Origin of the sequence: Fictibacillus nanhaiensis (genome assembly GCF_023715445.1) — a bacterium.
GTDB lineage: Bacteria > Bacillota > Bacilli > Bacillales > Fictibacillaceae > Fictibacillus > Fictibacillus nanhaiensis_D.
This window is the reverse complement of record NZ_JAMBOD010000001.1, coordinates 767,522-788,298: the sequence shown is the minus strand read 5'-3', so window position 1 is coordinate 788,298 and position 20,777 is coordinate 767,522. Positions and strand designations below refer to the sequence as shown.

Sequence of the window (20,777 nt, the reverse complement as noted above, 5' to 3'; positions counted from 1 at the left end):
GGCAAGATTTATGAGCGCAATCCAATGAACAGGACAGAAACGTTGTGCGATTTTCACCCTTATTTGATATACTTTGGTAGGAAATAAGGATGGGGGTATAACGATGGAACCTTCAAAAGGTCTTGAATATTTAAAAAAAGGGAAGTTTGAGGAAGCAGCTAAGAGTCTTGAAGCAATGATAGAGAGTGATCCTCAAAATCCCGTTCATTATATTAATTTTGGAAATCTCCTTTCTGCCGTACATGAGCATGAAACAGCGATCCATTTTTTCGATAAAGCACTGACTCTTGATGAGAATGCCGCAGCAGCATTGTATGGCGCTGGAATAGCCTGTTATCATCTTGAACAATTTTCGAAAGCGGCCAAGCTTTTTCAAGAGGCGATCAAAGGCGGACTCCAGGACTCAGATACGTATTTTATGGCAGGCATTTCGTTCGTATCACTAGGGGAAAACAGACTTGCATTCCCTTTTTTAATGAGAGCAGTGGAATTAAATAAAAACGACAATGAAGCGCTCTTTCAGTTTGGATTGTGCCAAGGAAGAATAGGTGATGTTAAATCAGCCTTGAATTCATTTGAAAAAGTGACACAGCAAGACGAGGAGCATGCTGATGCATGGTATAACTTAGGTGTTTCGCTTAGCTTCTTTGACCGCGACGCCGAGGCATTAGCAGCATTTGAAAAAGCATTAGTTATCCAGCCAGATCATTATTTGGCAGGGAATGGAAAGAGAAATATCGAAAATAAGAATACAAAACAATAAAAGGGGATGCTTTATGGCACAGCAGCCTTCCTTTCATTTAGAGGATGAAACGTCTCAAACTTCCCGGTATATAAAAGGAACATTAATCGTCACTGTATATCATCAATCGGAAAGCCTTTATACGGTTGCAAGGGTTAGAGTGAAAGAGACAAATGAAAATTATAATGAGAAAGAAGTCATGGTTACCGGAATTCTTCCGCCGCTAAGAGAAGATGAACTTTATGTCTTTTACGGAAAATTTAAAGATCATCCGAAATATGGGAAGCAATATGAAGTGGATTTCTTCAAAAAAGAAATTCCGCAGTCCAGGGAAGCGATGATCCAATACTTATCCAGTGATCTGTTTAAAGGAATTGGCAAAAAAACTGCAGAGCATATTGTGGAAGTCATGGGTGACGATGCAATCACAAAGCTGCTTGAATCTCCCGAGTATATTAGCCAGATTCCAAAGCTGACAGAAGAGCAGGCTAAAAATCTTCACGAGGCTCTCCTTCAAAACAGAGGACTCGATCAAGTCATGATGACTGTACAGCCATATGGAATAGGTCCTCAGCTTGCAATGAAAATCTTTCAAACTTACCAGGATGAAGCCGTTTCTGTAGTTAAGAACGAGCCGTACCGGCTGATTGAGGATGTACCTGGAATAGGATTTCATCGGGCAGATGAAATAGCAAAAGGGAATGGTATGCAAGTTAACCATCCTGAACGGATTCAAGCCGCATGTCAATTTCTATTAAGAGATCAAGGTACTGATCTTGGACATTCTTATCTTCCTGTTGGAGAACTTTTAGAAGGGGTAAGAAAACTTTTGGCTGATGGTAAAAACACAGTCGACGAGATGAGTATTTTCAGGGAAATTCAAGACATGGAAACGGAGAAGCGTCTGATCTTAATAGAAGATGTTGTATATTTACCATCTCTTTATTTTGCTGAAAGAGGATTTGCCAAAAAAATTAATCATTTATTACAAAGCCAGCAGAACGACTATGATATACCTGATGAACAAATTGAAACTGAACTAACTAACTTGGAAAAACGGCTTAACATTACATATGCTAAAAGTCAAAAAGAAGCCATAAAAAAAGCATTAACTTCATCTGTAATGGTTTTGACTGGGGGACCGGGGACCGGAAAAACAACTGTTATAAAAGGTATTGTTGAACTTTACAGTGAGATTCATGGAGTAAGCTTGAACATAGAAGATTACCGCGGTAAGAAAGAACCCTTTCCTGTTCTCCTTGTTGCGCCCACAGGACGTGCGGCTAAACGTATGACAGAATCAACAGGTATTCCTGCTCATACGATTCACAGGTTCCTGGGCTGGAGAGGTGCTGGACATTTTGAAAAAAATGAGGACGAGCCGATTGAAGGAAAACTTTTAATCGTTGATGAGATGTCTATGGTCGATATTTGGCTTGCATACTCACTTTCAAAGGCGCTCCCTGATCATATTCAGATTATTTTTGTTGGAGATGAAGATCAGCTTCCGTCTGTTGGACCCGGTCAGGTATTAAAAGATCTTCTTGAAACAGAGCATATCCCACAAACAAGATTAACGGATATATACAGGCAGTCTGAAGGTTCATCCATCATTCGTCTCGCTCATGAAATGAAAAACGGGCTAGTACCGGATGATTTGCTTACGCCACAAAGTGACAGAAGGTTTTTTTCATGTTCAGGTGAGCAGGTTTTTCAAGCGATTATGCAAGTGTGTGAAAATGCTATTAAAAAAGGGTACACTTCCAGAGATATACAAGTGCTTGCTCCGATGTATAAAGGTCCAGTTGGCATAGACCGTTTAAATGTAGAACTTCAGCGTTTGTTTAATCCTGAAAAACAAAAACAGCGGCAGCTTCAAATCGCTAATGTCTTTTACAGGAAGGGAGACAAGGTGCTTCAGCTTGTAAATCAGCCTGAAGATAATGTGTTTAACGGTGATATAGGTGAGATTGTTTCCATCATCTATGCGAAGGAAAATACGGATAAAGAAGATCAGATCGTGATCAGCTTTGATGAAATTGAAGTGACCTATAAGAGAAGTGAATTTCATCATTTTACACACGCATTTTGCTGTTCCATACATAAATCTCAGGGCAGTGAGTATCCCATTGTAATCCTTCCAATCGTAAAAAGCTATTACAGGATGCTTAAGCGGAATTTAATTTATACGGCTATAACGAGAAGCAAGGAATATTTAATTTTATGCGGTGAACATGAGGCTTTTTCCTGGGCAGTTCAGCGTTCTGATGAATCAGAAAGATATTCAGGCCTGAAACTTCGCCTGCAAGAGACCGTATTGGAAAAAGATTTTATGAATGATACACTCTTTAACGAAACAAACTAGAAATGTTCGGAGGATGAACGATTGTCATCTTATCGGACATTTCTTTTTTCTTTTCTAAACAGGTCATCCTTCAAAGCCAATATTTGCGTATAATTTTTACCGTTTCGGGACACCCTTGTAAAAGTAAATTTTAAAGGAGAGAAAGCAAGTGGAATGTCCGAACTGCGGCCGTAAAGATATTGGGAAAATCGGAGTTAACCAGTATTATTGCTGGAATTGTTTTATTGAGCTTTCCATTGAAAAAGGAAGACTGTCCCTTCATCAAGTGGAAGAAGACGGCTCACTGACATCACTCGACGATTTATTTGAAGATCATGACCTGACATACAGAGAAAGCACTTCATAAGCTTGATAACTCTAATGTCGAGGTGATAAAGCATGAATAGGACGATGAGTTCTCTTTTCGCACTTGGTATTGGAGCGGCAACATTTGCGATAAGAAACAGAAGGATGTCTAGAATGTCCAGAATGAACATCAATTTTTCGGATATCGGTGACCTTTGGACATCGAGGCGTGCAAAGAGAATCCGAAAAAGAATCGCAAAAGCCATTTATTAAACGTATTCCCCGTCTATTTAAGACGGGGTTTTTTAAAAAAGGGTGAGAAAGATGACAAAGGATAATCGAATGAAGTGGATCTACCGTCTAGCGCTTCTTTTATTGCTTTTTTTGTGTTTATTTCTTCTTATGAAGCTGAATCCTTTATACCATCCACTGTTAAAAGCGTTACAGGGTGTTTTTTTACCTTTCTTTCTCGCTGCTCTTATTACATATCTGCTTCATCCCTTGGTAGAGTTTGTGCATGAAAAAGGGGTACCAAGATTTGTGGCGATTTTAACGATCTACCTGCTGTTCTTCGGAGGCGTTGGCTATGCGGTTGTTAAAGGTTTCCCATATTTTGTTGTTCAATTGAAGGAATTGCTTGAAAATGTACCTGCACTTGCAAAAGACTATAAAGAACTATTGTATAAGGTCGATAAAGGAACATCTGCTCTGCCATATTCCGTTCATTCTAAAATTGAACAATATATCGTTAAAATGGAAATAAGCGCACAAAATACCCTTACAAACGCAATATTTTCCTTAAAAAAAATTGTTGATTATTTTTTTGTCATTATCGTAGTTCCATTTTTAGTTTTTTATTTTCTGAACGATTTCGAAAAAATAAAAAAAGCATTTTGGTATATTACACCGCGAAGGTTCCGTCATGAAGGAAAGCATCTTATTGAAGATATTGATAAATCATTGGGTGGCTATATTAGAGGGCAGTTATTTGTAGGGGCTATACTTGGGGCTGCGGCTATGATTGCTCTCTGGGTAGTTGGGATGCCATACCCGATTCTTTTAGGAATTGTGATTGCCATAACTGATATTATTCCTTATTTTGGTCCGATTTTAGGGGCAATCCCTGTGATTCTAATTGCTTTAACAATCTCTTGGAAGATGGTTTGGATCACAATTGCCATCATGCTTGTACTGCAGTTTATTGAAGGAAATATACTTGGACCTTTTATTGTCGGGAAAAACCTTCACATCCATCCTGTTTTTATCATCTTTTCTCTTCTTCTAGGAGGGGAGCTTGCAGGAGTGCCTGGAATGATCTTAGCAGTTCCGGTTTTTAGTGTTATAAAAGTTATTGTTATTCATATTCGTGACCACCGTTTAAGACATCCGATTGACAAGTCAGAATAAATAAACGTATACTATCGCTAGAAGAACAAAAATCGTTGAAAGAGATAAGTACGTTTTAGACCTTCCAAAAGAGAGAAACATCCACCGGCTGAAAGGTGTTTCAGGAAGAAGGAAAACGGAAAGCTCCTCTGGAGAGCAGAAGGAAAATCTGCCGTTATGCCGCGTTAAGGCTTAAATCAAGGTGATATGCTTTATTTTGCATATAACCAGGGTGGTACCGCGTGAATTCAAACTCTCGTCCCTGTTTTATTAGGGATGGGAGTTTTTTATTTTATCTAAAAAAGGCTCATTTCTAAAAGACTGTTGTAAAAAACTTCGGTGATAGTTGATTGGAGCGTATGGTGCGAGACTCCTGCGGGAGTAGCGGGACAGGTGAGACTCCGCAGGCTTAAAAAGCCGAGGAGGCTCACCGTACGCACCGCGGAAAGCGAGCATCCTGCAGTGGAAATCAACTACTCCAATGGTTTACGGAAAAAGCCTAAAGTAAAAAGGAGAATGAAAACAATGAAAACGTTGACTTCAGCTCAAGTCAGACAAATGTTTCTCGATTTTTTCAAAGAAAAAGGCCACCGCGTGGAGCCTAGTGCATCACTTGTTCCGCATGAAGATCCAACTTTGCTTTGGATCAACAGCGGTGTGGCAACCCTAAAAAAATACTTTGACGGCCGAGTGATTCCGGAGAATCCGCGTATAACAAATGCTCAAAAATCTATCCGCACAAATGATATTGAGAACGTTGGGATAACAGCAAGACATCATACTTTTTTTGAAATGCTGGGTAACTTCTCGATCGGAGATTATTTTAAAGTGGAAGCAATCCTTTGGGCTTGGGAGTTTTTAACCAGCAAAGACTGGATTGGATTTGATCCAGAAAAACTTTCTGTAACGATCCATCCAGAAGATGATGAAGCATTTGACATCTGGACAAAACAAGTTGGACTCCCTGAAGAAAGAATCATTCGTCTAGAGGGTAACTTCTGGGATATTGGGGAAGGTCCAAGCGGTCCGAATACAGAGATTTTCTATGATCGTGGAGAATCTTATGGGGACGACCCTTCTGACCCTGAACTTTATCCAGGCGGTGAGAACGAGCGCTATCTAGAAGTATGGAACCTTGTATTTTCTCAGTTCAACCACAATCCGGATGGTACGTACACACCTCTGCCAAAGAAAAACATTGATACGGGCATGGGGCTTGAAAGAATGGTCTCTGTCATTCAAGATACAAAAACAAATTTTGAAACTGATTTATTCCTCCCAATCATTAGGGAAACTGAAAAGCTTGCAGATACTTCATACGGAGTAAGTACAGAGACTGATACGGCTTTTAAAGTAATTGCAGACCATGTACGTACTGTAAGTTTTGCGATCGGTGACAGTGCGCTTCCTTCGAATGAAGGAAGAGGCTACATCCTTAGAAGATTGATAAGAAGAGCAATTCGTTTCGCGAAAAAGATTAACATTAACAAGCCTTTTATGTATGAACTTGTTCCGACTGTTGCTGAGATCATGGTGGACTTTTATCCAGAAGTAAAAGAAAAAGTGCCATTTATCCAAAAAGTCGTGAAGACAGAAGAAGAAAGATTTCATGAAACGATCAACGATGGCCTTGCTATCTTAGAAGATGTAATAGCAAAAGAAAAAGCAGAAGGCAAATCAGTTATCTCTGGAAAAGATGCTTTCAAATTATACGATACATTTGGTTTTCCATTTGAATTAACACAAGAATACGCTGCTGAAAATGGGATGGAAGTTGATCTTGAAGGTTTTGAAAACGAAATGAAGGCACAGCGTGAACGTGCACGTGCTGCAAGACAAGAAGTGGACAGCATGCAGGTACAAGGAGGAGTCCTTTCGGATATTACCGTTAAGAGCGAGTTCTCTGGTTATGATCATTTAACAGGTGAAGCAACCATTTTGGAAGTACTTCAAAATGGAGAACGTGTTTCTATGGCTGGCGCTGGAGAGGAAGCTCAGATCATCCTTGATGTAACACCCTTTTATGCAGAAAGCGGGGGACAGATCGCGGACCAAGGAACAATTTCAGGTAATGGATTATTGCTCCACGTGAAAGATGTTCAAAAAGCACCTAACGGACAAAATCTGCACACTGTTATCGTTGAAAAAGGTGTGTTAGAAAACAATATGGCAGTTTCTGTACAAGTTGATCCGGAAACACGTGCAAAAGTCGTTAAGAACCATACGGCTACACATTTGCTTCACCAGGCATTAAAAGATGTTTTGGGAACACATGTAAATCAGGCAGGATCACTTGTTCAAGGAGGACGCCTGCGCTTTGACTTTACACATTTTGGAAGTATTTCTTCTGAAGAACTTGAGAAAATTGAAGAAATTGTAAACGAAAAGGTATGGGCAAACATTCCTGTTGAAAAAATGGTCAAGAACATAAACGAAGCAAAAGCAATGGGAGCAATGGCTCTTTTCGGTGAAAAGTACGGCGAGACTGTCCGTGTTGTAAAAGTAGGTGACTACAGTTTAGAGCTTTGCGGGGGCTGCCACGTAAACAATACGGCTGAAATAGGTTTATTTAAAATTGTTTCAGAGTCAGGAATTGGAGCAGGTACACGCCGTATCGAGGCTGTTACAGGCGAGAATGCTTACCGTTTAATGAACGGCCAACTACAGCTGTTAAAAGAGACAGCTGCTAAATTAAAAACAAATATAAAAGATGTTCCACAGCGAATTGACGCATTGAGCGATCAGATCCGTGAGCTTCAAAAAGAAAAAGAGTCCCTTGCTGCAAAGCTTGGAAACATGGAAGCAGGAAGTCTCGTTGATGATGTGCAAATGATTAACGGCGTTTCTGTCATTGCTAAAAAAGTGAACGACATGGATATGAACGGTTTGCGCTCCATTGTAGATGATTTAAAGAATAAGCTTCAGAGCGGCATTGTTATTTTGGGTGCTGAAAATCAAGGCAAAGTGAATATTGTGGCAGGTGTTACGAAAGATTTAGTGTCAAAAGGATACCATGCGGGTAAGCTAGTTAAAGAAGTTGCGGTTCGCTGCGGCGGGGGTGGCGGAGGCCGACCGGACATGGCTCAGGCAGGCGGAAAAGACCCTGAAAAGTTAGAAGAAGGTATAGATTCTGCAGTAGAATTGATTAAAACGGTTTCCTAAGCGATCATCTATCATGTACAATAGAGAAAATAACTAATTTGTCCCTTAAGGGAGATCTTCAGAAAGAGGTGTTCGCAAGTGAGTTCTATGGACAAGACGATGAAATTTAACTTTAACGAAGATGATGCTTATAAAACGAATGTTGAAACCGTCCTGTTTTCTGTTTATGACGCCCTGCAGGATAAAGGTTACAATCCGATCAACCAGATTGTTGGTTATTTGCTCTCGGGTGACCCAGCATATATACCTCGCCACAATGATGCAAGAAGTATGATCCGTAAGCTTGAGCGGGACGAGCTTATAGAAGAGCTCGTAAAATCATATCTTCAAAATCAAAAAGAAGGAAGTCGTTAATGACAAGAATACTTGGATTGGACGTCGGAACTAAAACGATCGGTGTTGCTGTTTCAGATTTGTTAGGCTGGACAGCTCAAGGCGTTGAAACAATCAGAAGGCGTCCTAACCACCCTGAAGAAGATTTTAACAGAATTAAAGAGCTGATTTCGCAATATGAGATTGGTGAGGTTGTTGTCGGTCTGCCAAAAAACATGAACGGATCAATTGGCCCCAGCGGGGAGGCTTGTCAAAACTTTGCAAAAGAACTTGAAAGTATTACAGGCCTTTCGGTTATCCTATGGGATGAGAGGCTGACCACTATGGCAGCTGAACGCACACTTATATCCGCTGACGTGAGCAGAAAGAAACGTAAACAAGTTATTGATAAACTTGCTGCAACGATCATTCTGCAAGGGTATATGGACAGCCAAAAAAATTAAAATTGAGGTGAGCCGATTATGGCGAAAGAAGAACGCGAACGCATTATTATTCCAGATGAGAACGGTGACGAAAATTTATTTGAAGTCCTTTTCAAATTTGATGTTGACCAAACGGGAAAATCCTACATGGTGACAATCCCTGTAGCTGATGATTCTGAAGATGATGATACGGATGAAGTCGAAGTATTCCCTTTCCGTTATGAAGAAAAGGGAGACGCAGACGATGATCTGGCATTGTTCCCTCTTGAAACAGATGAAGAGTGGGATATGATCGAGGAAATGTTAAATACATTCCAAGATGATGAGTACGAAACTGAATAATCAATTTTTAAAGAAGATGGATTTGTCCATCTTCTTTTTTGTATTTCATATTACTGCTATTCTCGACAATTTCTGCTAGCAAAAGTATAATTAAACAGTTGGAAGGGGGAAATGAGATGTTACAACTCCAGTCATCTGGGAATTACATAAACGAAAATAAAAAAAAGAAACGTACAAAATCCATCATTTTATCCATAATCGCTCTATTTTTTACTGTAATTGTCTTAATAGCAGGCATTTTATATTTTTATTTTAATAAAAATATCGGAGCGTTTGATTCTAAAAATCAGGAAAACATTACTGTAGAAATTCCGATTGGTTCTTCAACTGCTCATATCGGAAAGGAGCTAGAAGAAAAAGGAATCATCAATAGCGGCCAGTTTTTTAAACTTTATACAAGGGTTAAAGGAGAAGGAGATTTTCAGGCGGGAATATATGAATTATCCCCATCCATGAAACTTTCTGAAATCATAGCTGCTCTTAAAGAAGGAAAGCTGTTTAAAAAACCAGAGCTTGTTCTAACCATTCCAGAAGGATTTAATGTTCCTCAGATTGCTGGACTAATCAGTGAAAATACAGGATATAAAAAAGAAGAAATAATTAATAAAATGACTGAAGAAGCATATTTAAAAGAACTTCAGAGCAAATATAAAAATATCCCGGACGATATATACAAGGAGGGACTTTATTACCCGCTTGAAGGATTTCTTTTCCCTGCTACTTACGAGTTTGATAAAAAGAAGCCTGAACTCACAGAAATGATTGATAAGATGGTAGAACAATCATCAGATGTCATAGCAAAATATGAAAAAGATTTTAAAAAGAGCGGTTATTCTATGTTTGAGATGATTACACTGGCATCCCTTATTGAAGAAGAATCTCAGCGTGATGAAGACCGTCAAAAAATCTCTGGTGTATTTTATAACAGACTGGAAAAAGACATGAAACTCGACTCAGATCCAACGGTCAAATATGCCAGAAAAGATTTTGATGTACAGGTATTATATGAGCATCTTGAAGTGGATTCTCCGTATAACACCTACCGTTATAAAGGAATACCGATAGGACCAATCGCATCACCAGGTGAAAAATCAATCAAAGCTGCATTACAGCCAGAAAAGATGGACGAATTGTTCTTTTATGCTAGACCAAACGGAGAAGTCATTTATACAAAAACGCTTCAAGAACATAATGCTGTATATAAAAAATACAGAGATGAATGGAAAGTATGGCAAGAACAACAATAATATTTTTTAAGGATACTTTCTATAAGTATCCTTTTTTCATCATGTTTCTTTAGTTTAATGAAACTTTCTTAAAAGGCTGAAATCACTCGACTCTCGCCTTCATAAAAAGATTATGTTACAATATACCGGTTGATGTGAAGGAGGCGTGTTACTTTGGTCTCAAATGAAGTAAACCAGTATATCGAAAAATTAATTCCAGCGCGCTCTGAACATGTTCTAAAAATGGAACAATACGCAAAGCAGCACGATGTGCCAATCATGGAATTATCGGGGATGGAAACGCTTTTGACCTATGTCAGACTAAAAAAACCCGCCCGTATTCTAGAGGTTGGAACAGCGATTGGATATTCTGCAATACGGATGGCTCTTGCAAGTGAGGCTTCTGAAATTGTTAGTATTGAAAGAGATGAAGAACGGTACAATATAGCAAAAGAAAATGTAAATGTTCTTGATCTAACTAATAGGATTACATTATTGCTTGGCGATGCGAATGAATTACAGAGTCAGGTAGAACACTATGCCCCATATGACTTTATGTTTATAGATGCAGCTAAAGGGCAATATCAACACTTTTTTGATCATTATTCCACTATGCTGTCAAAAGATGGCATCATTATTACAGATAATGTTCTCTTTAGAGGATATGTTGCTGAGGAAAAAGGTCTGGAGAGCAGAAGACTCCGTTCTCTTGTGAAAAAAATCAGAAGTTTTAATGAGTATATCATGCAGCATCCTGACTATTATTCTTCAATCTTACCGGTTGGAGATGGTATGATGGTGAGCGTGCGAAAGTCTTAAGGTACTGCAGTTTGGAGGAGTAAGAATGGTGAAAAAACCTATCGTAATTGGGGTTGCAGGTGGTTCTGGATCAGGAAAAACAACGGTAGCTAAAGAAATCTATCGTCAGTTTGCAAATCAGTCCATTCTGATCATTGAGCAAGATGCTTATTATAAAGATCAATCTGAAAAATCAATGGAAGAGCGATTAAAAACAAATTATGATCATCCGCTAGCTTTTGATAATGAATTGTTAATCCAGCACATCATGTCACTTCAAGCATATGAATCTGTTGAAAAACCTGTGTACGACTATACAGCGCATACAAGAAGTGATAAAATTATCCCAGTTGATGCTAAAGATGTCATTATACTGGAAGGTATTCTTATCCTCGAAGATGAACGTTTACGTGATTTAATGGATATTAAGTTATTCGTAGATACTGATGCTGACGTACGAATCATCAGAAGAATGGTTCGCGATATTCGTGACCGCGGCAGAACATTAGAATCAGTAATCGATCAATATACTTCTGTGGTGCGGCCTATGCACAATCAGTTTATTGAACCGACAAAAAGGTACGCAGATATTATCATTCCAGAGGGCGGGCAAAACCGTGTTGCAATTGATTTAATGGTGACAAAAATTAAAACCATTTTAGAAGACAAAGCATTATTGAAAAAATGAGGAACCAAATCCTCATTTTTTCGGTATACATGGACAATCTTTGCTTTTAAAGATTTGGCATTCAACTATTGTCCTATTTTTTTATACATACCCTGCCGGAATTAACATATAACGTAACAAGGGTACTGATTATTGAAGGAGTGAAAAACATGGCAGACGAGAAAAAACACTATATGACCCAAGAGGGTAAGCAAAAGCTTGAAAATGAGTTGGAATATTTAAAAACAGAGCGAAGAAAAGAAGTTGTAGAAAGAATTAAAGTAGCGCGCAGTTTCGGAGATCTTTCTGAGAACTCTGAGTATGATGCAGCAAAAGACGAGCAGGCTTTTGTTGAAGCGCGTATCGTTCAATTAGAAAAAATGATCCGTGATTCGGTTATTATTGAAGATAATAAAGATCAATCTGATAACGTTTCCATTGGGAAAACAGTAAAGTTCCAGGAGCTTCCTGATGGTGATGAAGAAACATACGTAATCGTCGGAAGTGCAGAAGCCGATCCGTTTGAAGGAAAGATATCAAACGATTCTCCGATGGCAAAAAGCCTATTAGGAAAGAAACCTGGAGATAAGGTTTCTGTTCAAACACCAGGCGGAGAAATCAGTGTTGTTATTTTAGAAGTAAAATAAGTTCCAAAGAAGGCTTGCATCTGCAAGCCTTCTTTTTTGTTTAAGATGATTTAGTTGAGGCGAAAATGTGGTTAGGGTGGTGACCACAATGTTATCCCGAAAAAGAGTAATAACGGCAGGGGTTTGTTTTTTATCAGTCATTTTATTTTTAATGTACCGTTTAGCAGATATACAGCTGATCTCCACTAAGTCTTTTTCAAAAAATAACGTTAATCTCATTGAGGAAAGTGTGAATCAGCGAACACACCGATTTACGATAAATGATGGCAGAGGCTACTTCCTGGATCGAAATGGAGAGCTTTTATCAACAGATGTAATACCTCAAATTGTTGTATTCCCCAATCTTTATAATGAGGACTGGCCGATAACCAGGATTTCAAATATCCTTCAGATGCCTTCAGATAAGATTGTAGATATGATAAACACATTAAAAAAACCTTCAGCTCTTTCAATACCGAGAGAACTGACGCTGGAGCAAATGAACGAGATCAATGAATTAGAGATTCCTGGTTTGTACGCACAGCTTGTTACAAGGAGAAAGCCGCTTCCATTCGCAAATCATATTATTGGTGCTGTTGGTGAAGACCCAAATTTAATAAAACGAAAATATAAAGACAAATTGGATAAAGGTACTGTAAGTATAACGACTAAAACCGGAAAAAATGGCATGCAATATACGTTTGATCCTTTTTTAATATCTGAAGGAGAAACTCAGTTTATCTATCATGTGGACAGGCAGGGAAATCCGTTATTCGGTCTTGATGTTAAATACCGTTCACAAGCGAACCCGTTATATCCTCTCTATGTTAAAACAACGATTGATAAACAGATGCAGGAAGCTGTAGAAAAATCTTTAAATGCTCATCATCTGGAAGACGGCGGAGCGGTACTGCTGGATGTGGAAACCAATGAACTACTAGCTTTAGCGAGCCGGCCAGTGTTTACGAGTAATACTCTATATGAACACGAAAATAAGATGACAACTCATCAAATCCCTGGTTCAGTCTTTAAGATTGTTACCGCAGCAGCTGCCATTGAAGAAAACAAAATACAGGATGATCGTTTTTATAACTGTGATATGAATATTTACGGCGAAGAAGACGAAAGACAATTAGGGATGCTTAATTTTGAGGATAGCTTTGCTCAAAGCTGCAACAAAACATTTGGAGATCTAGCGAACGAACTGACTGCAGAGCATAAAAACATTATTGAGGAATACGCTTTAAAGTTAGGACTTCTCGAATTCAATGGATGGAGAGGACAAGTCTATCATTTTAAGAATTTTTCACATTTCTATCAAGAAGAAAAAGGACAAATTAGAAACCCGAATAAAAAAACACAAGATTATGAATCACAACTAGCGATTTCACAAACAGCAATCGGCCAGCTGGATGTGAAAATTACTCCGTTGGCAGCAGCCAATATGATGGCTGCAATCGCAAGAGGGGGCTCTTGGTCAGAAGTAAAAGCTGCCAAGTCCGTAAATTTTGCAAATGGAACAGAATTAGTCGAATTCGAGGATCATAAGGCCAAGGAACATTCGTTATCCCCTTATACAATGATGAGGCTGCAGTCTCTTTTAGTAAACGCAGTTAAAAATGAAAAGGGGACAGGCCATGCTTTGCAATCGCTGCCTTTTCAAGTAGCCGGGAAAACAGGAACTGCTCAAAAAGGAGATGGGAAGAGCTTTAATAATAAGTGGTTTGCAGGATATTTTCCCGCAGACAGCCCAAGATTCGCATTAGTAATCGTCGATTTGAAGCATGATTCAACAAATAGGGCCACTGCAGTTTATGCTGATATAGCAAAAGAAGTCATGCAGATCTCTAGTGTAAAAGATAAATAATGGCAGAGAAAGAAGGAAAGAGTATTCCCAGACACCATGGTCGTGGTAAAATAGATTGAGTTTATTTTACTGGGGAGGATACTATGAAACGAAATCAACGTTATGAAACGAGATTAGAAAAGCGAAAGCAAAATCGTTTTTTAAACATAGCAATTGGCTTAGTGTTTTTGTTAATTGTTGTTGTTGCGTTCAATCTTTTCTCTGGTGATGATAACGAGAAGGCGTCAACATCGGTAAATGAACAAACAGAGAGCAGCAATGAAACAAAAGATGATTCCGCTATTGAAATGGAATCTGACAAAGAGGAAAATAATGATGTTTCTGAGGAACCTGATAAAGAAGAAACAGAAACAAATGAAGAAGAGGAAGCACAGTCTGAAACTCCAGAAGGCGGAGGTCCAGAAGGTCCTTGGGAACCGATTGGAACATCGCAGACTGAGCCTCATCAAAAATCATATGATGATCAATCTCAAGACTGGAAAGAGATGGTCCAGGCCATCTCCTATGCTACAAATATCCCAGAGGACGAGATGACTATCTTTTGGTTAGGAAACGGCGGAGGACCTGATCTCTCCAAAGGCACAGTTCAATCCAAAGTCGAAAAGGTCAAGTATGATGTTGAACTGCAGTGGATTCCTGAAAAAGGATGGCAGCCAATAAGTGTAACACCCGTTCAATAAGGAAACAAAAGACAATCTGCTGCTAGGCCGGTTGTCTTTTTTCTTTTATTTTTTATTTGTTAATGCTTCAATAAGGATATGAAACAAATAGGAGTAAATATGAAAAAAGTAAACTATATCACAACACTGATAATCCTAGCACTCTTATTAACTTCTTGTTCCAAAACGAATCAGCCTGAGAAGGTATTATACATATCCGCTGCGTCAAGTCTGAAAGGGCCAGTTACCGAATGGAAGAAGCAGTTTGAAAAGAATCATCCGTCTATTGATATCAAAGTAAACTTTGGTGCTTCTGGAGTATTAATAAATCAAATAAAGAAGGGTGCACCTGCTGATTTAATATTTTCGGCTCAGTCTCTTCAACGATTTATCTCAAGTGAAGATCAGATCGAAATGGATAAAAAAGGAATTATCGCTTCTAATGAACTGGTATTTGTGGCAGGGAAAAAGCTAGATTCACCTGTTCGTTCTTTAGAAGACATTCCTGCATCTAGTAAGCTCGGAATCGGTGATCCCGAACTTGTACCAGCAGGATATTATGCAGAAAAGGCGCTAAAAAACGTTAAACAAATTAAAGCTAAAATTGTATACAGCCAAAATGCCGTACATTTAAAGGGCTTAGTGGAAACCGGTGCTGTAGATTATGCCATTATGTATCGAACAGATGCCTTAGAGAATAAACGGATCTCGATCATTGAGAGTATTCCACAGAATTGGTATCCTGCCATTGTTTATCCCGTATATTCAATGCAGACTGGTAAGGATGAGGCGGAACAATTTTTGAAATATGTTAGATCAAATGTAGGACAGCAAATTTTAAAGAAATATAATTTTAGAGAGAGTGTAAATAATTGATGCATTCATTAGTACTATCTTTAGAAACAGCTTTGATTGCAACATTTTTTGTACTGGCAGCTGGTTTGCCGTTATCCTATCTGTTCGCACGTTTTTCGTTCAAAGGGAAAATAATCATGGAGACATTGTTCAGCCTCCCCTTAATCTTGCCGCCTTCTGTAGTAGGATACATTTTATTGCTGCTATTAGGCAAAGATGGATTAGGAAGACTTGGAATCCAATGGATATTTACCTGGAAAGCTGCTGTATTAGCTGCAGCAATTGTTGCATTTCCTCTGTTTTTCCGTACAGCCAAAGCGGCTTTTGAAAATTTAGATGTTAGCATTATAGATGCTGCGCGTTTAGATGGATCACCAATAAATATATTTTGGAAAGTCAGCGTTCCCCTGGCAAAACACGGGATCATTGCAGCCGTGATGCTTGCTTTTTTAAGAGCGATGGGAGAATTCGGAGCAACTCTTATGATTGCAGGAAATATTCCAGGTGCAACACAAACTGCGCCTCTCGCTATATATGATCATGTTCTTTTGGGAGACGAAAAATCAGCTCTGATATTATCCTTATTTCTTACACTCTTTTCCTTTGTTTTATTAACGATAAGTTCCATATTTTTAAAAAGATCCGGTTAAAAGACTCTGAAAATCATTTCAGAGTCTTTTTTGGCTGTTTCCTAAAAGATAGTTGTTGTTTTAATATGCGAAAGAGAACCGTTGATAAAAAAGTTGATTAGAGCGGAAGGTGCGAGACTCCTGCGGGTGCAGAGGGCCAGGTGAGATACCACAGGTTCAAAGCGCAGAGGAGGCTCACCGCACCACCCCGCGGAAAGCGAGCAAGCTGAAGGGGAAATCAACCACTCAATTGCAACAAAGATTACAAAAACAGCCTTTATTTTTTATAGAAGAAAGTAATTGAAATAAAGATTCAAACATTTGAAAATGTTGAAAATGACTAGAAAATGTGGTAATTTGGAACCTGTAATCGTTTAATTCATAGTATATTGATAGGAATTATATATTTTAACTTTGGAGTGAAAAAAATGGGACGAGAATTTATTGAGTTGTTTGACGAGTGGTCTTCATCATACGATGATACAGTTGCAGGTGTGGATCAAGAATACAAAGAAGTCTTCCATAAGTATGATCATATTCTAGAAACAGTTGCGAATAAATCAGGCAGTACAGTGCTAGAATTTGGGGTGGGCACAGGGAATTTGAGTGAAAAGCTGCTTTTAAAAGGAAAGACTGTTATCGGAATTGAACCTTCCAAGGGAATGCGTGAAAAAGCTTTAAAAAGAAATCCGGGACTAACACTTCATGATGGAGATTTTTTATCATTTCCAAAATTAGATCAGGAAATTGATACGATTGTCAGCACATATGCTTTTCACCATTTAACAGATGATGAGAAAGATGCAGCGATCGGACACTATAGCCAGCTGCTCAAAAAAGATGGTAAAATTGTTTTTGCAGATACCGCATTTCTTCATGAAGCCGATAAACAAGAAAGACATGAAAAAGTTAAGAAGCAAGGTTTTCTCAATCTTTTGAATGATCTTCAGACAGAATATTATACGACACTTGGAGTTTTGGAAGAGATTTTCAAAAAACATGATTTTGATATTTCCTTTGAAAAACTTAATGAGTATGTGTGGCTCATGGAAGCGGTAAAAAAATAGAAATTGGAGAATTAACAAAATGAGAATTGGAATAATTGGTGCTATGGAGGAGGAGGTTGTTCTTTTAAGAGAGCAGCTGACAGAGCTTAAGAAAAATGAACTTGCAGGCTGTGAGTTTTATACAGGGTTTTTAAATGATCAGGAAGTCGTTCTTTTGAAATCAGGGATTGGAAAAGTAAATGCTGCGATTGGTACAACACTTATGATTCAGCTGTATAAACCGGATGTTATTTTAAATACTGGTTCTGCAGGCGGATTTCATACGGATCTGAACGTAGGGGATGTTGTCATCTCCACAGAGGTTCGCCATCATGACGTAGACGCTACCATTTTTGGATATGAATACGGTCAGGTGCCTCAGATGCCTGCCAATTATCTGCCTGATCAAACTCTAGTGGAAGCGGCTGAAAAAGCAAGTGCACGTGTAGAAAATATTCAAGTTGCAAAAGGTTTGATAGCTTCTGGAGACTCGTTCATGAGCGACCATGAAAGGGTTGAAGACATACGGACTAAATTTCCAGCTCTTTACGCTGCTGAGATGGAAGCAGCAGCAATTGCCCAAACATGCTATCAATTTGATGTCCCTTTTGTTATTATCCGTTCATTATCGGATATAGCAGGGAAAGATGCCCGAGTATCGTATGATCAGTTTTTAAAAACAGCATCAAAAAATTCCGCAGAACTTGTACAAAAAATTGTAGAGGAGCTAAAAACACATGACTAAAAAAATGAACGTAGAAAGCTTTAACTTGGACCATACTAAAGTAGTTGCACCATACATCCGCTTGGCGGGTACAACTTCAGGGGCAAACGGAGACGTCATTCATAAGTATGACATTCGTTTTTGCCAGCCGAATAAAGACCACATGCCAATGGAAGGTCTTCACTCAATTGAACACTTAATGGCAGAAAATATCCGCAATCATCATTCTACTGTAGTAGATATCAGCCCAATGGGTTGCCAGACTGGTTTTTATCTCTCAGTTATCAACCATGATAATTATGATGAAATTCTAGAAGTACTTGAAAAAACACTTAATGATGTATTAGAAGCTACTGAGGTACCTGCTTGTAATGAAGTACAATGCGGCTGGGCAGCAAACCACAGCCTTGAGGGTGCAAAAGAGATTGCCCGTAAGATGCTTTCTAAAAAAGATGAGTGGCATATAGTTTTCGCTGAATAGAGGCTAGACATCATGAAGTACTATAAAAATGTGCATGAATTAATCGGTAATACCCCGTTAATGGAGATCACGCAGTTTTCACTCCCAATAGGAGTGCGCCTTTTTGCAAAACTTGAGTTCATGAATCCAGGCGGAAGTGTAAAAGACCGTCTGGGGATGGAACTATTAGAATGTGCCCTGTCTTCCGGAAAGCTTAAACCGGGAGGGACTGTCATTGAACCAACGGCAGGAAATACAGGGATAGGTCTTGCACTTGCTGCAATCAACAAAGGGATCAACGTCTGTTTTGTTATACCTGAAAAGTTCAGTATGGAGAAACAAGAGCTTATGAAAGCCCTTGGCGCAAAAATAATTCATACTCCGACTTCGGAGGGTATGAAAGGTGCGATCAAGAAAACCAAGGAACTCTTAACGGAGCTGCCAAACTCATTTTCTCCATCTCAATTCTCAAATCCAGACAACCCTAATACGTATTATAAAACGCTGGGTCCTGAAATCTGGAAAGACCTTGACGGTAAAGTAGACGTATTTGTTGCAGGAGCTGGCACCGGCGGAACGTTTATGGGAACAGCTCGATATCTGAAGGAAAAGAATCCGCATGTTAAAACAGTTATTGTTGAGCCTGAGGGATCTATATTAAACGGCGGGGAGTCCGGTCCTCATAAAACAGAAGGCATCGGCATGGAATTTCTTCCGGACTATATGGATGTATCCTATTTTAACAGCATTCACACGGTAACAGATGAAGATGCTTTTAACCGTGTAGCAGAGCTTGCCAAAAAGGAGGGGCTTCTTGTAGGAAGTTCCTCAGGAGCGGCATTGCATGCATCCTTAATAGAAGCAAAGGATGCTAGAAGCGGCGATGTGATCGTAACGGTTTTTGCAGACAGCTCAGAGCGTTATTTAAGCAAAAAAATTTATGAAGGTGGCATCTGATATGAAAAGAAAAACACAATTAATCCACGGAGGCATTCCTTCTGATAAAAATACAGGAGCTGTTGTCTATCCGATTTATCAGGTAAGCACATACAAGCAGGATGATGTAGGGGTTCATAAAGGTTTTGAGTATTCCAGAACCGGAAATCCGACACGTCATGCTCTTGAAGAACTGATTAAAGATCTAGAAGGCGGAAAACGAGGATTTGCTTTTGGCTCAGGTATGGCAGCTATAACTGCAGTTATGATGCTATTTGATTCAGGAGATCACGTAATTTTAACGGATGATGTATACGGCGGGACTTACCGAGTTATGTCAAAAGTATTAAACCGCCTCGGCATCGAGTCTACTTTTGTAGATACAACGGATATCGAACAGATCGAAGCAGCTTTAAAGCCAAACACGAGAGCACTCTATGTGGAAACACCAACAAACCCATTATTAAAAGTTACAGATATTGAAGCTGCTGCTAAATGGGCAAAATCAAAAAATCTTTTATTCATGGTTGATAACACGTTTAACACGCCTTATTGGCAAAATCCGATCGAATTAGGTGCCGATATCGTATTACACTCAGCGACGAAGTATATTGGAGGCCACAGTGACGTTGTAGCGGGTCTTGTCGTGGTTAACGATGATAAGCTGGGCGAAGATTTGCATTTTGTACAAAACTCAACAGGGGGCGTTCTGGGTCCTCAGGATTCATGGCTCTTAATCCGCGGTATTAAAACATTAGGACTGCGCATGGAAGCTCATGAGAGCAGCACGAAGAAAATCATTGAGTTTTTAAAAGAACATCCTTCTGTAGAAAAAATCTATTATCCTGGACTAGAAGATCATCCGCAGCATGATATAGCGAAAAAACAATCACGAGGTTTTGGTGGTATGGTATCTTTTGATGTGGGCAGTGAAAAAAATGCAGATGCAGTTCTGAAAAAGGTGAAGTATTTTACACTCGCTGAAAGCTTAGGAGCTGTTGAAAGTCTGATCTCTGTACCTGCAAGAATGACACATGCTTCTATTCCGGCAGAACGAAGAGCAGAACTGGGAATAACAGATGGGCTGATTCGAATTTCTGTTGGAATTGAAGATGCTGAAGATCTTATTGAAGATCTTAAAAACGCATTAAATCATTAATTCCCTTATGAACAGGCGCCTATGCGCTTGTTCTTTTTTGATCACTATTTAGCCATAGTTTTTTCACGATATTGTCAAAAAGTGCTTG

At 39.1% G+C, this 20,777-nt stretch carries 22 protein-coding genes and 1 other annotated feature; all 22 genes read left to right on the top strand.

Annotated elements, in window-relative coordinates:
- The first annotated feature begins 103 nt into the window (after positions 1 to 103).
- Positions 104 to 763, top strand: coding sequence for a tetratricopeptide repeat protein (locus tag M3196_RS04170; RefSeq protein WP_251320974.1), 660 nt, complete (start codon positions 104 to 106; stop codon positions 761 to 763).
- Positions 764 to 776: 13 nt separating this feature from the next.
- On the top strand, positions 777 to 3,107 hold the full coding sequence (gene recD2, locus M3196_RS04165; RefSeq protein WP_251320973.1) for an SF1B family DNA helicase RecD2: 2,331 nt from the start codon (positions 777 to 779) through the stop codon (positions 3,105 to 3,107).
- A 148-nt stretch (positions 3,108 to 3,255) separates the two neighbouring features.
- A complete protein-coding gene (locus M3196_RS04160) occupies positions 3,256 to 3,453 on the top strand; it encodes a DUF2797 domain-containing protein (RefSeq protein ID WP_251320972.1) in 198 nt (65 codons plus the stop codon).
- Between the two features lie 32 nt (positions 3,454 to 3,485).
- Positions 3,486 to 3,665: a DUF3918 domain-containing protein gene (locus M3196_RS04155; protein WP_251320971.1), complete on the top strand. Its 180-nt coding sequence runs from the start codon at positions 3,486 to 3,488 to the stop codon at positions 3,663 to 3,665.
- A gap of 51 nt (positions 3,666 to 3,716) precedes the next feature.
- The gene (locus M3196_RS04150) at positions 3,717 to 4,799 is read left to right on the top strand and encodes an AI-2E family transporter (protein ID WP_251320970.1); all 1,083 of its coding nucleotides are present in this window, start codon (positions 3,717 to 3,719) and stop codon (positions 4,797 to 4,799) included.
- Between the two features lie 26 nt (positions 4,800 to 4,825).
- Positions 4,826 to 5,045 (top strand) — a binding site (T-box leader).
- Between the two features lie 258 nt (positions 5,046 to 5,303).
- Entirely contained in the window at positions 5,304 to 7,940 is a 2,637-nt protein-coding gene (gene alaS, locus M3196_RS04145) for an alanine--tRNA ligase (protein WP_251320969.1), read from the top strand.
- 78 nt (positions 7,941 to 8,018) lie between these two features.
- Positions 8,019 to 8,294: an IreB family regulatory phosphoprotein gene (locus M3196_RS04140; protein ID WP_251320968.1), complete on the top strand. Its 276-nt coding sequence runs from the start codon at positions 8,019 to 8,021 to the stop codon at positions 8,292 to 8,294.
- Positions 8,294 to 8,716: a Holliday junction resolvase RuvX gene (ruvX, locus tag M3196_RS04135; protein WP_251320967.1), complete on the top strand. Its 423-nt coding sequence runs from the start codon at positions 8,294 to 8,296 to the stop codon at positions 8,714 to 8,716. Before M3196_RS04140 ends, ruvX begins: the two co-directional genes overlap by 1 nt.
- 18 nt (positions 8,717 to 8,734) lie before the next feature.
- A complete protein-coding gene (locus M3196_RS04130) occupies positions 8,735 to 9,037 on the top strand; it encodes a DUF1292 domain-containing protein (RefSeq protein ID WP_251320966.1) in 303 nt (100 codons plus the stop codon).
- Positions 9,038 to 9,153: 116 nt separating this feature from the next.
- The gene (gene mltG / locus M3196_RS04125) at positions 9,154 to 10,284 is read left to right on the top strand and encodes an endolytic transglycosylase MltG (protein WP_251320965.1); all 1,131 of its coding nucleotides are present in this window, start codon (positions 9,154 to 9,156) and stop codon (positions 10,282 to 10,284) included.
- A 153-nt stretch (positions 10,285 to 10,437) separates the two neighbouring features.
- The gene (locus M3196_RS04120) at positions 10,438 to 11,082 is read left to right on the top strand and encodes an O-methyltransferase (protein ID WP_251320964.1); all 645 of its coding nucleotides are present in this window, start codon (positions 10,438 to 10,440) and stop codon (positions 11,080 to 11,082) included.
- A 25-nt stretch (positions 11,083 to 11,107) separates the two neighbouring features.
- On the top strand, positions 11,108 to 11,749 hold the full coding sequence (udk, locus tag M3196_RS04115) for a uridine kinase (RefSeq protein ID WP_251320963.1): 642 nt from the start codon (positions 11,108 to 11,110) through the stop codon (positions 11,747 to 11,749).
- A 149-nt stretch (positions 11,750 to 11,898) separates the two neighbouring features.
- A complete protein-coding gene (greA, locus tag M3196_RS04110; RefSeq protein WP_251320962.1) occupies positions 11,899 to 12,375 on the top strand; it encodes a transcription elongation factor GreA in 477 nt (158 codons plus the stop codon).
- An 88-nt stretch (positions 12,376 to 12,463) separates the two neighbouring features.
- The gene (locus M3196_RS04105) at positions 12,464 to 14,221 is read left to right on the top strand and encodes a peptidoglycan D,D-transpeptidase FtsI family protein (protein ID WP_251320961.1); all 1,758 of its coding nucleotides are present in this window, start codon (positions 12,464 to 12,466) and stop codon (positions 14,219 to 14,221) included.
- 83 nt (positions 14,222 to 14,304) lie between these two features.
- Positions 14,305 to 14,901 (top strand): YrrS family protein, encoded by a 597-nt coding sequence (locus M3196_RS04100; protein ID WP_251320960.1) that lies wholly within the window; start codon positions 14,305 to 14,307, stop codon positions 14,899 to 14,901.
- A gap of 99 nt (positions 14,902 to 15,000) precedes the next feature.
- Positions 15,001 to 15,756 (top strand): molybdate ABC transporter substrate-binding protein, encoded by a 756-nt coding sequence (modA, locus tag M3196_RS04095; RefSeq protein ID WP_251320959.1) that lies wholly within the window; start codon positions 15,001 to 15,003, stop codon positions 15,754 to 15,756.
- Complete coding sequence (modB, locus tag M3196_RS04090) at positions 15,756 to 16,385, top strand: molybdate ABC transporter permease subunit (RefSeq protein ID WP_251321722.1); 630 nt, start codon at positions 15,756 to 15,758, stop codon at positions 16,383 to 16,385. Before modA ends, modB begins: the two co-directional genes overlap by 1 nt.
- A gap of 407 nt (positions 16,386 to 16,792) precedes the next feature.
- The gene (locus M3196_RS04085) at positions 16,793 to 17,431 is read left to right on the top strand and encodes a class I SAM-dependent DNA methyltransferase (RefSeq protein ID WP_251320958.1); all 639 of its coding nucleotides are present in this window, start codon (positions 16,793 to 16,795) and stop codon (positions 17,429 to 17,431) included.
- Positions 17,432 to 17,450: 19 nt separating this feature from the next.
- Complete coding sequence (gene mtnN / locus M3196_RS04080; RefSeq protein WP_251320957.1) at positions 17,451 to 18,155, top strand: 5'-methylthioadenosine/S-adenosylhomocysteine nucleosidase; 705 nt, start codon at positions 17,451 to 17,453, stop codon at positions 18,153 to 18,155.
- Positions 18,148 to 18,615, top strand: a complete 468-nt coding sequence (locus M3196_RS04075) for an S-ribosylhomocysteine lyase (RefSeq protein ID WP_251320956.1) — start codon at positions 18,148 to 18,150, stop codon at positions 18,613 to 18,615. The genes mtnN and M3196_RS04075 overlap by 8 nt, the downstream gene beginning before the upstream one ends.
- Before the next feature lie 12 nt (positions 18,616 to 18,627).
- On the top strand, positions 18,628 to 19,551 hold the full coding sequence (locus tag M3196_RS04070) for a PLP-dependent cysteine synthase family protein (protein ID WP_251320955.1): 924 nt from the start codon (positions 18,628 to 18,630) through the stop codon (positions 19,549 to 19,551).
- Position 19,552: 1 nt separating this feature from the next.
- On the top strand, positions 19,553 to 20,689 hold the full coding sequence (locus tag M3196_RS04065; protein ID WP_251320954.1) for a bifunctional cystathionine gamma-lyase/homocysteine desulfhydrase: 1,137 nt from the start codon (positions 19,553 to 19,555) through the stop codon (positions 20,687 to 20,689).
- The last annotated feature ends 88 nt before the right edge of the window (positions 20,690 to 20,777 follow it).